The following is a 15,357-nucleotide window of genomic DNA, read 5'->3' as shown; positions in this document are numbered from 1 at the left end:
TGCTTTCGAATTGGCGCTAAACCTCAATGATGATCGGAAGGATCATTGGTTTTTTCTTAGTTTGAGTAAAGAGATATTGCCCAAGTTCCTTCTTTATTGTTTGCTTAATGACGTTCCACCGGTATATTTTTTCACTTTGTAAGTCGTTGACCGTTTTCGTGACAAGACGGTTCACATGTCTAAGGAGGTCCTCGGAATTTTGAACATAAACAAATCCCCGGGAAATGGTATCGGGTCCTGATACTATTTTTCTTTCCGTCTTGCTTAGTGTTATGACGATCACGAGCATTCCATCTTCGGAAAGCTGCTTACGGTCCCGCAGAACGATTTCTCCAACATCACCAACACCAACACCATCAACAAAGGTATTGCCTGCAGCCACCTTTCTCGTTTGACGGGCAACGGAGTTTTCAATATCCACCACATCGCCGTTATTGATGATGAAAGTATGGTCCTTCTCCACCCCGACAGACTCAGCTAGTAATCGATGCTGGTGCAACATCCGATACTCACCGTGGATTGGTATGAAATACTTAGGTTTCATCAGGGTAAGCATGAGCTTTAACTCTTCCTGATAGGCATGTCCGGAAACATGCATGCCCGTTACAGTCCCAGAACCGTAAATGACTTTGGCACCAAGTTGAAACAGGTTGTCGATGATACGTGAAACATCCCGTTCATTTCCGGGTATTGGAGTGGAGGCAAGAATCACTGTATCATCAGGCAATATACTCATATCCCGATAATTCGAGCTGGAAAGGCGAGAAAGGGCAGCAAATGGTTCTCCTTGACTTCCTGTACATAAAACCGCGACCCTTTCAGGAGCATAATTATCCACTTCTTGCGGTTGGATAAGCATCCCATCAGGAACCTCGAGGTAGCCGCGTTCAATGGCAACGGATACGACGTTCACCATGCTTCGTCCAATCAGGGCGAGTTTCCGGTTTGTCTTCTGTGCAGCGTTCACAACTTGTTGAACGCGATTGACATTTGAGGCGAAGGTCGAAAGAATGACTTTCTGTTTTGCCTGCATGAAGGCTTCTTCAATATGGCTGCCAACCAGATGCTCCGATGGGCTTGAGCCGGGACGTTCAGCGTTCGTGCTTTCAGATAATAAAACCAGTACACCTTCACTCCCGATTTTGGCCATTTTATGAATATCGGGATACTGATCATTCATGGGAGTCAAGTCAAACTTAAAGTCCCCTGTATGAACGACCGTACCTTCTGGCGTATGCATGGTAACCCCAAGGCAATCGGGTATACTATGATTCGTTTTGAAAAAGTCCAGAACCATCTCCCCAAATTCCAACCTGGAATCCGAATCGATCTGGATTAATTCCGTATCACCCAAAAGGTGATGTTCTTTTAACTTCAATTCAATCAAACCAAGTGTTAAACGTGTGGCATAAATGGGTACATTCAATTTTTTTAAGAAATAGGGAATCCCGCCAATATGATCTTCATGCCCATGAGTCACAATTAAGGCGCGAATCTTCTCCTTATTCTCCTGAAGAAAGGAAATATCGGGAATGATCAAATCGACTCCTAATAAACTTTCATCAGGAAATTTTGCACCACAATCAATAATGATGATATCGTTAGAATATTGAACCACATACATGTTTTTACCGATTTCATTCACTCCGCCCAGAGCCAGTATGGACAAAGCATTCTCTTTCACACTCAAGTAGATAGACCTCCCTTTATGATGATAAGGATAGTGTTTCCTTAGGTCCCTTTTATAAAACCAACTCTTTTTTAAACAGGGAAAATTCAAAAAGCCATAAAAAAACACCTACCGTTATCGGCAGGTGTGTGTATCTCCAATCTTCAACGGCTCAAGCAAGAATTGATGCTTTCTTCAAAAGTCTCAATGCATGCTTGGACCTGTGATGCATATCCAGTCTTCAAAGTGAGCAGCAAACTTTCGATCAAGAATTTTCGCGGCTTGTCGGACTGCATCAGCTCATCTTGGATAAAGTCGACCAATTCAATGGCTCTTGTTCGATCTTCCTCGCAAGGCAAAGCCTTGTTTATCCCTTTTTTCAATTCCGTGGTGGAATGAAGCAAATCATTATGGCAAGAATCAAGGTGGTTTGTAAAGTTTGGAAACCACGTATCCATTAGTTCCGGATCAATGATCTGTTCCCCGCTTTCAGCCACTTCATTGATTAAATGGACTATGCGGTTCATGCAATAACGGATAATTTGTATATCCGGTGTACCGGCGGCATTAGCACGATAACTAAAATGATTCATGTGGGTCATCATCGAATGGAAGATAATGACGCTATCTAAAAGATAGGGTTTTTTGCTTTCCCCGAATATATCGAGAAAACGGTTATACATCCAGCGTATGCTCAACAATAGCGTGTTATTGATGAATTGTTTTAATTCTTCATCGTTGGAAACACGGACTTCTTCGATCAGGATAAGCAATTTGCTTTGCTTGTTCACCATCATCTGCAGTTCGAGCTGCTGGATGAAAATATCAATATCGGCGGAATCTTGACCAATCAACAGTTTTTCCCGGTCATGGCGAATCTTTGTATAGAAGGAACGGAAAATGGCTATAAATAATTCACCCTTGGAAGGGAAATAATTATAAAATGTACCTTTTGAAATTCCGCTGCCGTCTAAAATGTCCTGGATGGACGTGGCTTGGTAGCCCTTGTCAATAAACAGCTTATGAGCCGTATCGATGACATTCTGCCTTCGATTATTCATCATATCACCTTATTTTCATTATACTGCTTGTATAAATGTAATCGTACTCTATTTTTAATCACAGCACAAACCCTTATTTAAACCAGTAAATTTTTATTGCAAAAAATGAACTGGGGGTATATTATTGATTTTGTGAGTTTGGAATATACCGCTCGTCTAATTAAATGAACCAATAGTTTGAATGGAGGAATAGATAAAAAGTGAGTACTGCACAAACAAATGAAAAAAAGGGTTCGTATGGCATTTTGGCCATACTGATGGTCGGGGCGTTTATAGCGATACTGAATTCAACCCTTTTAAATATTGCACTGCCATCAATCAAAACAGACCTTGGAATCGAGACTTCCACAGTTCAATGGCTGACAACGGGCTATATGCTCGTGAACGGAATCATGATTCCGACAACAGCCTTCTTAATAAGAAAATATTCGGTACGTAATCTGTTCCTGACAGCCATGCTGTTATTCTCAATCGGGACGATCGTTGCAGGTGTAGCGCATACATTCCCGCTATTATTGAGCGCACGTATGGTTCAGGCTGCAGGTTCTGCCATTATGATGCCGTTATTAATGAACGTGCTTTTAACTGCATTCCCTGTTGAAAAACGGGGCTCGGCAATGGGATTATTCGGTTTAGTCATGATGTTTGCCCCTGCAATCGGGCCGACGCTTTCAGGCTGGATCATCGAACATTATGATTGGAGAATGCTATTCCACTTCATCACCCCGCTTGCTTTACTAGTGCTTATTCTCGGCTTCTTTAAACTTAAAGACAAAAAGGAAAAAGTCGATATTAAAATTGATAAATTATCGGTCATTCTTTCAAGCTTAGGCTTTGGCGGCTTGCTTTATGGATTTAGTTCGGCAGGCAGCAAAGGCTGGGATAGCCCTTGGGTATATGGAACATTGATTGTCGGTGCCATTTCCCTGATCCTTTTCATTACACGCCAGCTGAAAATGGAAACGCCAATGCTTGAATTCAGGATCTTCAAACATCCGATGTTCGCCTTATCTGCAACGATTTCAATCGTGTTGAATATGGCCATGTTCTCGGCGATGATCTTAATGCCGATGTATACACAAACGGTCCGCGGAATTTCACCATTCGATTCAGGATTATTGATGCTGCCCGGTGCACTATTGATGGCCCTCATGTCACCGGTTACCGGTAAGCTCTTCGATAAATTCGGTGCGCGCATACTTGCTTCAACCGGTTTGTTTATTACTGTGGTGACGACGTATTTCTTCAGTAAATTAACAATGGATACTTCTTATACACATATTGTGATTCTGTATTCCGTCCGTTTATTCGGTTTGTCCATGGCCATGATGCCGATCATGACAAATGGATTGAACTCGCTGCCAGCCCGTATGAACCCGCATGGTACAGCCATGAATAACACGCTGAACCAGATTTCAGGCGCAATCGGTACAGCATTGCTTGTTACGGTCATGTCAAACCATGCCGCTTCTTCCGGTGAGGATTTAATGACCAAGGCGATGAGCAAATTAACAAGCCAGCCCACTGCTGAGATGATGGAACAAATGCAGGCCCAAATCGGGATGCAGGCGATGCTCGATGGAATTAACTTCTCCTTCTTTGTATCCACCTTCATTGCTGCTGTGGCACTGATTCTGACATTATTCATTAAGCGTGCATGGCCGGCTGAAGAAAAACCAGCTATGAAAAAAGATCAAACCGCTTAAAGGAAACAAGAAAAAGCCCTATGCCACCTGAATATATCAGGCAGCATAGGGCTTTTTCTTTTAAGTTCAGCCGACTTTAATTCGACCCACTTATCAATCAGTATGTTTTCCCCGGTGATTTTCACTTGTATATAAAAAAAGCGCAGTGCCATTTGCACTGCGCTTTTTTACATCAAGATGTCACTTCCTCTGAAGTTACTTTTGCATGCTGGATATGACTGGCTATCCAGCCAATGATCGCTGCAGAAACGAGATAGGCAAGCAAGATCCAAATCTGCGTTCGTAAGCTTTCCCAGCCGCCTAATGAGATGACCTCTTGAAGTTCCTTTAATGAGTGGGCCATAGGTAAAAATTGACCGATTTTCGTCAATAATGACATGCCCAGTTCGCCTGGGAATGTTCCGCCGCAGGTCGCCAATTGGAACACGAGAAGGGTCACGGCTGCAAATTTCCCGACCACTCCGAATACGGTCACCAACATAAGAATGAATGTCATGAAGGTAAATGAAACGATGATGCTTGATAGAATGAATACAGGGACACTGGCGACGTGTAAATGGAATCCAAGAAGGACGACTGCATCCACTAGAAGTGCCTGTATCAAGCCGATTACATATACCAGCATTAATTTATTCGTGAAATGAACGGTTCCGGTAACCTTAAGATTCTGCCTGCGGCCAAGCGGCAAGATATTGGAAGCCATGATGCCGCCTACATAAAAGGCCAATGACAGAAAATAAGGAGCAATCCCGGTTCCGTAGTTAGGTACTTCAGATAAATTGGATTGGACCAATTTTACGGGTTCAGAGAACATCGAAGTTGTCGAATCGTCGTACTGAAGACTGGCCGTTTTATCGGCAGCTTCATGAAGCTTGGTGGATAATTTGCTTGAACCCGTTTCCAGTGAAGCCAGTCCGTCTTGGAGTTCCTTCGATCCACTGGCTAGCTGGCTGCTTCCGCCGGCTAGCGAATCGATTCCGGCATGTAAAGTGGAGAAACCATTTTTCCATTGAAATAATCCATTCGCCAATTCTTCAGAACCCTCGTTTAATTGCTTGGCACCCGAGGTAGCTTGTGCCATTTTATCACCAAAAGCATTCATCCCGGTTTGAACGGTTTCTTGTCCATCAGCCACTTTGGCAGCACCTTCGCCCAATTGCTTTTGATTGGCATGTAAAGTGGTGGCTGCTTCGGATAAACCAACTGACAGGGCAACGATTTGCTTGAAGTCTTGATCCTTTATTGCATCAGGATGACTTTTCATATAGGCATCCAATTGTTTTTTTAGAGTATTCGCTGTATCGGCAGCCTGTTCTTGCCCTTGCATCAATAGTGCATTTCCGGCTGACCAGTTCTTAACACCCTTACTTACTTCATTCATTCCATTTTCCAATGAGTCATGTGCATCAGATAGCTGCTTCATGCCAGAATGCAAGTTCTGGGAACCTGATGTTAATCCTTTCGCACCATCCGCTAAGGCTTCTTGTCCATCCAAGAGCTTGGTGCTTCCTGTTTGCAGCTTCTGGGCGCCATCATTCAAATCCTGGATGCCATCATTCAATTTCTCGCTGCCGCTTTTCGCATCCGCCGTTCCTTGATGAAGCGTTTCCGCTCCATCCCCGGCATCCGCCAAGCCGTTAGAAACGTCCTGGAATTTCGAAAGGATGCCCTCAGAATAGACCTTCGTAATGCTTGCGTTGATTTTTGCCGTCATTTTTTCAACAGCAGTAGAGCTGATTTGTGAGGCAACAAAGTTCTTACCTGGATTGACAGTATACAAAAGTTTAGCCGTTTCCGGTTTTTTATCCATTAAAGTCGTGACATTTTCCGAAAAATCTTTTGGAATCGTGACAACCATATAATAGGTACCTTCTTTAAGACCCGTATTTGCCTCCTTTGCCGTGACAAAGTGAAAATCCAATTCTTTCTGCTTTTTCAATTGTTCAACGAAATCATCTCCAGCCTCGACTGGCTTATCGTCCATTTCCGAACCATTATCGAGATTGACCACTGCTACAGGAAGCTGATCCAACTTCCCATAAGGGTTCCAATATCCTGCCAGGAAGAAACCTGAGTAAATCAATGGAACGACCAAAAGGAAAATCAAGGCGATTCTCCCGTGTTTATGTTTCCACATTGCTTTTATATCTTGAAATACAAGTTGTAAACCTTTCATTATTTGAGCCTGCCCTTTCTAACTAAGAGATTATTTCATCATAATGGCTTTTTTAGATACTGTATAATACATAATTGATTATGTAATAATAGATTTAAATCTATGTGAAAAGAGTGGAAGAATGGAAATATTACAGCTGCAGTACTTTCAAACCGTAGCACGGCTGGAACATATGACGAAGGCTGCGGAACAACTTCAGATTGCTCAGCCATCTCTCAGTAAAACCATATCCCGGCTTGAAGAGGATTTGGGAGTCGCACTGTTCGATAGGGAACACCGGAAAATCAAGCTTAATGAAGCCGGACGAATTTTCTTGAACCGTGTTGAACGCGCTTTTGCGGAACTGAATGAAGGGAGGCGCGAAATAGTGGAATTAACGGATCAAGACCAAAAGAACATCACTTTGGCCGTTACCATTCCCAGGGTCCTGCCTGATTTATTGGGTACATTTTTATCTCAATACCCAGATGTCCGTTTTCAACAATTCCTAAAATCCATATCATCCATGAAGCAGCTTCTAATTGAAGGAGAAATCGATTATTGCATATCATCCGTTCCGATTGAAGGCCCAGACTTAAAGTGGGAACCGCTGATCACCGAAGAAATATACTTGATCGTGCCTCCCAATCACCGGTTGGCAGGAAGGGAAAGCATTACACTCCAAGAAGTGAAAGATGAACCATTCATCAGCATGAACACAGGCTTCGGGTTCCGCAGCCTCACCGACCAATTTTGCCTTGAAGCGGGATTCGTCCAGCACATCGCATTTGAAGGAGATGAACCTGCTGTCATCTCGGACCTTGTCAGGAAAGGGTTGGGAGTCGCCTTCGTATCCGAATTGACATGGCTCCATCAAACCGGGTCATTATCCCATAAAATCCGGATAACCGAACCTGCTTGTCAAAGAACAATAGGGCTCGGCTGGTCAGAAAAACGCTACTTTACCCCAGTAGCCAAGCAATTTAGGTTATTTGTCATGGATTACTTCGCTGCCGCCAACTCCGCCAGACCAAAGGATGAATAAAAGTGGTGAAGGTCTAAATAATCGGATGTAGGCCGGAATAAAAGGTGTGAAGGCATAAAAAGTATAATTTAATTATAGAGAACATAGTATTTTAGGAGGTTTTTCTTAAATTGATCGGGTTCAAAATGATCAATTCCGATCCTAGGAGATGAATGGAGATGGAAATACGGGTTAATCAAATTGTATTGAATGGACACACGTTTCAATACCGGGAGAGCGGGGATGTTTCTGCACCGCCGCTTGTTGTTCTTCACGCACTGGGTAAAAGTGCAGAGTCATGGGATCAAGTGGCTGCTGCATTAGGAGAAAATTATCGTGTATTAGCTTTAGATCAACGGGGACACGGTGGGAGTGCGAGAACCAATACATACACTTTCGAATTGATGTGCGATGATTTGCTTCATTTTGCGGATGCGCTGAATTTGGGAAGATTTTCGCTAATAGGGCATTCCATGGGGGGAACAGTTTCCTATCTTTTCTCGCAAACTTTTCCTTCGAGGATAGATAGGTTGATTGTCGAAGATACGCCTCCACCTTTCTCGGATGAACCAATTGAGGTTCCTTCCCAACCTTCTGGCCCTCTGCCATTTGATTGGCAGGTAGTGCCTTCGATAATCCAGCAGCTTAATGAACCCGATCCCGAATGGTGGGCACGTCTTACTGATATTATGATGCCGACGCTTGTTATAGGGGGCGGGTCGAGCCATATACCCCAAAATAAATTGCAGGAAGTTTCCGAGCTTATTCCGAATTGCGAATTGGTGACGATAGAGGATGCAGGACACTTTGTGCATGAAGATAATTTATCAGCTTTCTTGGCTGCCGTAACAAGGTTTCTTTCAAAAGGGCAGGCGCATTCATGAGATTGGAGGGTTGCCGACTGCAGCCCTCTTATTCCTGCTTAAATGTATGGTTTATTTTAAAGACGGCATGTACCGATTTATTATTAATGATTTCCAGTAACTGTTCAGCCATATAGTCAGCACTGTATGTAAAGCCGGTGTTGACCCATTCGATGATCATGCCTAATATCGCATATGCTTGGTAACTGGAGGCAAGTTCTTTATTGATCTTAGGGTTCGGCCGGTAATCTTCCAGGTCCTCCAATGGAAGTTTCTTTAATTCATTACAAATCCTTTCCAGTAATTTAGGCCATGCATTCGACTTTAGGATAAGGGTATAAATGTTTGCATAATTAGCTACATGTTCAAATATTTTGATCACTGAAGCCGTTAGTTCATTGATGGTGAAAGTTTCAACGTTTTTATAAGGTTCCCGGTAAGATAGGATCAAATCGGCAATTACATCCTCCATGACTTCTTCAAGCAGTTCCTCTTTGTACTGATAGTGTTTGTAAAATGTACCCCGATTAAGGTCGGCGCGTTCTACAATGTCAGTAATCGATATTTCCCTGAAATCCTTGTGTTGCATTAATGATATGAGAGAATCTTTCAAAGCCAGTTTGGATTTCCTGATCCTCCTATCAATCCCAGTGTTATTATTGGACATTTTCTTCACCCTTTGTTCGTTATTGTACTTTTAATGAACATAATGAACACTTTCTGTTCATTGTTCAACATCGAGGTCATCATTTGCTGATTGTATAAGCCTATTGAAACTAATTATACTATAAAGGAAGTTAGTTAATGAACATCTGTACAATAAGTATCACTTCACTAGAGTGAATGGGGGAGTTCAAATGAAATTACAAGACAAAGTTGCAGTAGTGACAGGCGCAGCATCTGGCATGGGGAAACAAATTGCTATAGATTATGCTAGAGAAGGGGCTAAAGTCGTCGTATCGGATTTAAATCTTGATGGTGCGAACGAGACGGTGGAAGAAATAAAAGCGAATGGCGGAATGGCCTTTGCCATTAAAACGAACGTAGCGGTGGAGGAAGATATTCAACATTTGATCGATACCACGGTCAGTACGTATGGTACGGTGGATATTTTGGTGAATAACGCGGGTATTATGGATGGCATGGAACCTGCTGGAGACATTGAAGATTCTAGATGGGATCGGATTTTTGCCATTAACACGACAAGCGTCATGCGTTCGACTAGAAAGGTATTGCCGATCTTTTTAGAAAAACAAAAAGGGGTCATCATCAATATTGCTTCTGCTGGCGGTTTGTACGGTGCTCGAGCAGGCGCAGCATACACTGCCTCTAAACACGCAGTGGTTGGGTTCACAAAAAACACGGGCTTCATGTATGCCAATAAAGGGATTCGCTGCAATGCAATAGCACCAGGCGGAGTTGAAACCAATATCGGTTCCAGCATGACGAATATCAATGAGTTCGGCATCTCTCGCCAACAATTGGGTATGGCCATCAATCCACGCAATGGCAAACCTGAGGAAATCGCTAAAGTGGCTTTGTTCCTTGCCTCTGACGATTCCAGTTTTGTTAATGGTACTGTCATCACGGCAGATGCTGGTTGGAGTGCATATTAAGCAGTAAATTAAAAAGAGGATGGTCAAGACCTTGGGACTGATACATGCATTCCTGCTAGTAAGCAGGGATGCATTTTTTTGAGTGGAGCTTGGCAGGATCATTGGATGGGGATTGTGGTTAGCCAACAATTTGCAAGAGGAGGGTTTCGACTTCATCGGGGAACATTTTCATTTCAATCGAAAGTGGATAAGTGGGGGCTGGATAGTTCAACTACTATCCAGTTTTTCTCAAAAATAATTATGCTATCAATTGGATTTAAAAGATAAGTTGAACTCTGAAATCTTGGAAGCAAAATAGGTTCCCTGTAAAAATCCACTTTCCCTATGAAATTGGATCATTGAGTGATCCATTAGTTTGCTGCGTACTTCCTTCTTCCTTCCACACAAACGATATATTAATTTGCGTGGGAATATTGAAGGACTTTCTGACGGACGTAATCAAGGTGCTTGTACATTTGACTGAATGCTTCATGTGGATCATGTGCTGCAAGTGCCGCATAGATGGCTTTATGATACTTTACAGTCAGTTCCCGTTCCCTGAATTGTATCAGGCTATTTATTTTATTATGGGTAATCAATAAGGAATCGATCATCCCTTCAATAATGGGATTGTTCGCACTTAAAGCAATGATCTTGTGGAATTCTTTATCGGCCTCTCCATAATCGTTGTCTTCACTATTGGCAATCGTGTCAATCGTAACTTGCAGTTTCTCCAGTTGTTCGTCTGTGATCTTCTCGGCAGCCATTGTTACCAATCCCAATTCCAATGCCATTCGCGCTTCGATGATCGCTGGTAAATTATCCGTAGCCAGCGCCAGCATGACAGAGAATGGATGTGTACCGATTTTATCGTTAAAAAAGGTTCCTTCGCGCGTTTTCCGTGTAATGACACCTAGTGTATCAAGTGCACTGAGCGCCTCCCGTAAAACAGGCCGGCTTACTTCAAGTTCTTTCATAAGTTCCATTTCAGGAGGCAGTTTGTCGCCCGCTTTCATTTGTCCGGTGACGAGCAGATGCACGATTTGATCCACGACTTGTTGTGAAAGAGTGTTGCGATGTACCGATTGTACGCCTAATTTCTTTGACGATTCTTCCATTGTGTAACCCCTTTTCTGTTAAATCCTATATGTATTCATACTGTAAGACTAATTATATAATATAATACACTTATTTGCATGTGAGGAAGAGAAGATCTATGCCCAAAAAAAGTAAAATGCGCCGCTCTTAAGAGAGAGACGCACGCATTGTGAGAAAAAAATCATCTGACAAGGCAAGGTGATTTTGGATTGAACTCCCATCCGGAAATCAGGTATTGCATCGCCATTGAATCATCACGGGCACCAAGTCCTTTTTGTTTATAAAGCTGATGTGCCTTCTCGATTCGTTCCATATCCACTTCAATTCCAAGTCCGGGCTTGGAAGGGACATCGACCATTCCGCCGACAATTTTAAAAGGTTCTTTCGTCAAACGCTGCCCATCCTGCCAAATCCAGTGGGTATCGATTGCAGTGACTTTTCCTGGTGCGGCTGCAGCAACGTGTGTAAACATGGCGAGCGAAATGTCAAAGTGATTATTCGAGTGTGACCCCCATGTCAACCCCCAGTCGTTGCACATTTGAGCGACACGGACGGAGCCTTGCATCGTCCAAAAATGCGGATCGGCAAGAGGGATGTCCACGGATTGAAGTTGAATGGAGTGCCCCATTTGCCTCCAGTCCGTTGCAATCATATTCGTAGCGGTGGGAAGGCCCGTTGCGCGCCTGAATTCCGTCATGATTTCCCGGGCGGAAAAACCATTTTCCGCTCCGCATGGATCTTCCGCATAGGCTAAAACATGATGTTGATCCCGGCAAAGTTCAATCGCATCCTTAAGCAGCCAGCCGCCATTTGGGTCAAGGGTGATCCTGGCTTCAGGGAAGCGTTCCGCAAGTGCCGTCACCGCTTCGATTTCTTCTTCCCCGCGCAAAACTCCGCCTTTCAGTTTAAAATCATTGAATCCATAGCGAGAGTGGGCGGCTTCTGCCAAGCGGACAATCGATTCAGGTGTGAGCGCCTCCTCATGACGGAGGCGTATCCAGTCATCTTCCGCTTCAGGTTCGCTTAAATAACCAAGATCCGTTTTATTGCGGTCACCTACATAAAATAAGTAGCCCAGCATTTCCACCCTATCACGCTGCTGTCCTTCGCCGAGAAGGGCTGCAACTGGAACACCTAAATATTGGCCGACTAAATCTAGTAGTGCCGCTTCCAATGCTGTTACGGCATGGATGGCTATACGGAGATCGAACGTCTGAAGCCCGCGCCCTCCCGCATCCCGGTCCGCAAACTGCTTACGGATGGTATTCAGAATGTTGTTGTATGTCCCAATGGACTGGCCGACAACCAATTGTTTGGCATCTTCGAGTGTCTGGCGAATTTTTTCGCCTCCAGGAACTTCACCTACACCAGTATTACCCGCATTGTCTTTCAGAATGACAATGTTCCGGGTGAAATAAGGAGCATGGGCACCGCTCAAGTTCAGCAGCATGCCGTCATGGCCTGCAACTGGAATAACGCTCATTTCTGAAATTACCGGTGTGCCGATTTTTACATGATCCTTAAGCATTTGATTGTTCATATTTCTTCCCCCTGACAGAATATTTAGTTAACTATGATTTTAACTCTACACGTTTAATTTCACCAACAAGGAATAAATAGCTGCAGATTGCGACAAGAGCATTGGCACATACGAAGACTAGCGCCCCATTAAATGATCCTGTCGTGGCAATGATGTATCCGATGATGATCGGTGTTGTAATGCCTGCAATGTTACCGAATGTGTTGAAAAGCCCGCCACTGACACCGGACATTTCCTTTGGTGAGGTATCGGCCACTACCGCCCAGCCGAGTGCCCCAAATCCTTTACCGAAAAACGCAAGGGCCATAACGAATATGACCACCCATTCCGTATCTACATAGTTTGCAGCTACCAAGCTCATCGATAGAAGCATCCCAACAACGATTGGAAATTTTCGGGCGACAGTCAATGAGAATCCCTTCCGTAACAAGAAATCCGAGAATGTCCCTCCGAGAATGCCGCCAAAAAATCCACAAATGGCTGGAAGGGAAGCGACGAGTCCAACTTCAAGAATGGTCATGCCTCTTTCTTGTACAAGGTACACAGGAAACCATGTAAGGAAAAAGTACGTTAACGTTGTAATGCAATATTGTCCGAGATAAACACCTAACAGCATACGGTTTGATAAAAGCTGCTTAATATGATTCCAGTTGACGCCTTTCTTTTCCTCCTTATTTGTAGTGGTTTGATCCATATTGATCAAAGCGCCGCCTGCTTCGATATATTCAAGCTCAGCTTTGTTGATGCGCGGATGTTCCTTTGGGCCATATATCGTTTTCAGCCAGAAGAACGCGACGATGATTCCCAAGGCGCCCATAAAGAAGAAGACGTATTCCCAACCAAATTTATACGTAATATAACCCATGATCGGTGCAAAGAGAACGGTTGCAAAATACTGGGCTGAATTGAAAGTGGCAGCCGCGGTTCCGCGTTCATGGCTTGGGAACCAGGTAGCAACGATGCGGCTGTTGGCCGGGAAGGAAGGAGCCTCTGCCAATCCAACTAAAAAACGCAGTCCGAACAATACCATGACAGCCGTTCCGGCAGAACCGTAAAATCCGATAAATCCTTGCAAAAGCGTAAAGGTTGACCATAGCGTGATACTCCAAAAGTAAACTTTTTTTGAGCCAAAACGGTCCAAAAGCCATCCACCCGGAATTTGTCCAGCTACGTAAGACCATGCAAAAGCGGAGAAAACATAGCCCATCATGACTGAATCGAGACCAAGCTGACCAGACATGTCCGTACCTGCGATTGATAGCGTCGCACGATCTGCATAATTCAGAGCGGTAACCAAAAAGAGCATGAAGACAATGAACCATCGTGTCCGTGTTTTTTTCTGGGCATTTGGCAGTTTAGGAGATGCTTGAAAAACTTTTTCTTCAGCGTTCATATACTCACTTCCTTAAACGTATTTTATTATATTTTTTAGTTGATACCGCTTACAATGTTGGTCGCTTCTCCCTTCGTGAAAATTCTTAATATTTAGTTTTGTCCAATGGTAAGACAAATAAAATTGTTTGTCAATCGCTTTTTTTAAAAATCTTTTTTCATTTTAGCTCCTTAATCATCGTGTTTTTTTGTATATATTAGAAGCGAAATTATTGTGGGATGAGGTGATGCTTGATTTTTCAGAAAATAAAAAAAATACGATTGACCAGACGGTATATTTGTCTTACAATAAAACAATAATACACAAGGAGGAATAGAAAATGAATAAAATTCGCAAGGCGCCTAAAGGGATTCTCGGATTTCCCGTAGCACCATTTACAACGAGTAACAAACTTGATGAACAAGCACTCGCCCGAAACATCCAATTTTTACTGGATGAGGGGCTCGAGGCTATTTTCGTAGCATGTGCAGCAGCAGAATATCCATCGTTAAGTAAAGAGGAATATGAAGCGATGGTAGAGGTAGCCGTATCCGTTACGGCTGGAAAAGTCCCTGTATACACAGGGGTAGGAGGGAATATTCAAACTTCCCTGGAACTTGCCAGAATATCAGCGGATAGAGGGGCAGACGGATATTTAATATTACCTCCATATCTTGTTACTGGAGAACAGGCAGGTTTGGCGGCTTATTTCAAAGCTATCGCAGAGAGTACGGACTTAAATTCCATAGTATATCAGCGTGATAATGTTTCACTTTCAATTTCAACATTGGAAGCGCTTGCGGAGGTCCCTCAGGTGGTCGGCGTCAAAGACGGTCTAGGCAATATGGAGTTGAATGGACTCCTTACACAAACGTTCGGAAAGCGTTTCGGCTGGTTGAACGGAATGCCGCTTGCGGAAGTTACCATGTCGGCCTACGTTCCACTTGGCTTTGACTCTTACTCATCCGCGATATCCAATTACATCCCGCACATCTCACGAAAATTCTATAATGGCATTTTGAGCGGAGATCAAGAAACGGCCAAAGAAATTTACCAACAGGTCATCATGCCAATCAACAATATTCGCCGTCAGCGAAAAGGGTATGCCGTTTCTCTCATTAAAGCAGGTATGGAGATTATGGGAATGCCGATTGGGCAAACAGTCAGATTACCAATTCTTCCGGTGGAAAAAGAACATTATGCAGAAATGCAAACGATATTAGAGAATGCTTTAGATCGTTTTCCAAAAGAAACACCAATTCAATCAATCTAAT

12 protein-coding genes are annotated in these 15,357 nt (G+C 43.4%); 5 read left to right on the top strand and 7 right to left on the bottom strand.

Going from position 1 to position 15,357, the window contains the following annotated elements; translation table 11 throughout:
- Positions 1-16: 16 nt before the first annotated feature.
- A complete protein-coding gene (locus tag ACFX4I_RS10490) occupies positions 17-1,690 on the bottom strand; it encodes a ribonuclease J (RefSeq protein ID WP_230302047.1) in 1,674 nt (557 codons plus the stop codon).
- A gap of 143 nt (positions 1,691-1,833) precedes the next feature.
- Positions 1,834-2,730: a TetR/AcrR family transcriptional regulator gene (locus tag ACFX4I_RS10485; protein WP_377420442.1), complete on the bottom strand. Its 897-nt coding sequence runs from the start codon at positions 2,728-2,730 to the stop codon at positions 1,834-1,836.
- A gap of 257 nt (positions 2,731-2,987) precedes the next feature.
- On the opposite strand from ACFX4I_RS10485, the gene ACFX4I_RS10480 reads away from it, so the two are divergent.
- Positions 2,988-4,436: a DHA2 family efflux MFS transporter permease subunit gene (locus ACFX4I_RS10480; protein ID WP_230302055.1), complete on the top strand. Its 1,449-nt coding sequence runs from the start codon at positions 2,988-2,990 to the stop codon at positions 4,434-4,436.
- A gap of 172 nt (positions 4,437-4,608) precedes the next feature.
- Here ACFX4I_RS10480 and ACFX4I_RS10475 read toward each other — a convergent pair whose 3' ends face one another.
- Positions 4,609-6,612 carry a YhgE/Pip family protein gene (locus tag ACFX4I_RS10475; protein WP_377420440.1) on the bottom strand — a complete coding sequence of 668 codons (2,004 nt, stop codon included), beginning with the start codon at positions 6,610-6,612 and terminating at the stop codon, positions 4,609-4,611.
- A gap of 121 nt (positions 6,613-6,733) precedes the next feature.
- Here ACFX4I_RS10475 and ACFX4I_RS10470 point away from each other — a divergent pair, with 121 nt between their 5' ends.
- Complete coding sequence (locus ACFX4I_RS10470) at positions 6,734-7,636, top strand: LysR family transcriptional regulator (RefSeq protein WP_230302044.1); 903 nt, start codon at positions 6,734-6,736, stop codon at positions 7,634-7,636.
- 158 nt (positions 7,637-7,794) lie between these two features.
- Entirely contained in the window at positions 7,795-8,499 is a 705-nt protein-coding gene (locus ACFX4I_RS10465) for an alpha/beta fold hydrolase (RefSeq protein WP_377420438.1), read from the top strand.
- Positions 8,500-8,527: 28 nt separating this feature from the next.
- On the opposite strand, the gene ACFX4I_RS10460 is transcribed toward ACFX4I_RS10465, so the two are convergent.
- Complete coding sequence (locus tag ACFX4I_RS10460) at positions 8,528-9,145, bottom strand: TetR/AcrR family transcriptional regulator (protein WP_377420436.1); 618 nt, start codon at positions 9,143-9,145, stop codon at positions 8,528-8,530.
- 190 nt (positions 9,146-9,335) lie between these two features.
- Here ACFX4I_RS10460 and ACFX4I_RS10455 point away from each other — a divergent pair, with 190 nt between their 5' ends.
- The gene (locus ACFX4I_RS10455; RefSeq protein ID WP_214794873.1) at positions 9,336-10,094 is read left to right on the top strand and encodes an SDR family oxidoreductase; all 759 of its coding nucleotides are present in this window, start codon (positions 9,336-9,338) and stop codon (positions 10,092-10,094) included.
- Positions 10,095-10,489: 395 nt separating this feature from the next.
- On the opposite strand, the gene ACFX4I_RS10450 is transcribed toward ACFX4I_RS10455, so the two are convergent.
- The 3 genes from ACFX4I_RS10450 to ACFX4I_RS10440 all read right to left on the bottom strand — a co-directional run bounded on the left by ACFX4I_RS10450 (position 10,490) and on the right by ACFX4I_RS10440 (position 14,104).
- Entirely contained in the window at positions 10,490-11,191 is a 702-nt protein-coding gene (locus tag ACFX4I_RS10450; RefSeq protein WP_214770540.1) for a FadR/GntR family transcriptional regulator, read from the bottom strand.
- 161 nt (positions 11,192-11,352) lie between these two features.
- On the bottom strand, positions 11,353-12,711 hold the full coding sequence (gene gudD / locus ACFX4I_RS10445; RefSeq protein ID WP_377420433.1) for a glucarate dehydratase: 1,359 nt from the start codon (positions 12,709-12,711) through the stop codon (positions 11,353-11,355).
- Between the two features lie 31 nt (positions 12,712-12,742).
- Positions 12,743-14,104, bottom strand: a complete 1,362-nt coding sequence (locus tag ACFX4I_RS10440) for an MFS transporter (protein ID WP_283932105.1) — start codon at positions 14,102-14,104, stop codon at positions 12,743-12,745.
- A 319-nt stretch (positions 14,105-14,423) separates the two neighbouring features.
- Between ACFX4I_RS10440 and kdgD the strand changes: the two genes are divergently transcribed.
- Entirely contained in the window at positions 14,424-15,356 is a 933-nt protein-coding gene (gene kdgD, locus ACFX4I_RS10435) for a 5-dehydro-4-deoxyglucarate dehydratase (RefSeq protein ID WP_377420431.1), read from the top strand.
- Position 15,357 lies beyond the last annotated feature (1 nt).

Source organism: Peribacillus sp. YIM B13472, assembly GCF_042788005.1.
In the GTDB taxonomy this organism is placed as follows: Bacteria; Bacillota; Bacilli; order Bacillales; family DSM-1321; genus Peribacillus; species Peribacillus simplex_E.
The sequence above is the reverse complement of the archived record's forward strand: the minus strand, read 5'-3'. Positions and strand labels throughout refer to the sequence as shown.

Bases quoted from the DNA above. Each gene is read 5' to 3' on its own strand.
- ACFX4I_RS10455 (WP_214794873.1), top strand. From the start codon at position 9,336: ATGAAATTACAAGACAAAGTTGCAGTAGTGACAGGCGCAGCATCTGGC.
- ACFX4I_RS10475 (WP_377420440.1), bottom strand. From the start codon at position 6,612: ATGAAAGGTTTACAACTTGTATTTCAAGATATAAAAGCAATGTGGAAA.
- ACFX4I_RS10440 (WP_283932105.1), bottom strand. From the start codon at position 14,104: ATGAACGCTGAAGAAAAAGTTTTTCAAGCATCTCCTAAACTGCCAAAT.
- ACFX4I_RS10480 (WP_230302055.1), top strand. From the start codon at position 2,988: ATGGTCGGGGCGTTTATAGCGATACTGAATTCAACCCTTTTAAATATT.
- ACFX4I_RS10470 (WP_230302044.1), top strand. From the start codon at position 6,734: ATGGAAATATTACAGCTGCAGTACTTTCAAACCGTAGCACGGCTGGAA.
- gudD (WP_377420433.1), bottom strand. From the start codon at position 12,711: ATGAACAATCAAATGCTTAAGGATCATGTAAAAATCGGCACACCGGTA.
- ACFX4I_RS10460 (WP_377420436.1), bottom strand. From the start codon at position 9,145: ATGTCCAATAATAACACTGGGATTGATAGGAGGATCAGGAAATCCAAA.
- ACFX4I_RS10450 (WP_214770540.1), bottom strand. From the start codon at position 11,191: ATGGAAGAATCGTCAAAGAAATTAGGCGTACAATCGGTACATCGCAAC.
- kdgD (WP_377420431.1), top strand. From the start codon at position 14,424: ATGAATAAAATTCGCAAGGCGCCTAAAGGGATTCTCGGATTTCCCGTA.
- ACFX4I_RS10465 (WP_377420438.1), top strand. From the start codon at position 7,795: ATGGAAATACGGGTTAATCAAATTGTATTGAATGGACACACGTTTCAA.
- ACFX4I_RS10485 (WP_377420442.1), bottom strand. From the start codon at position 2,730: ATGAATAATCGAAGGCAGAATGTCATCGATACGGCTCATAAGCTGTTT.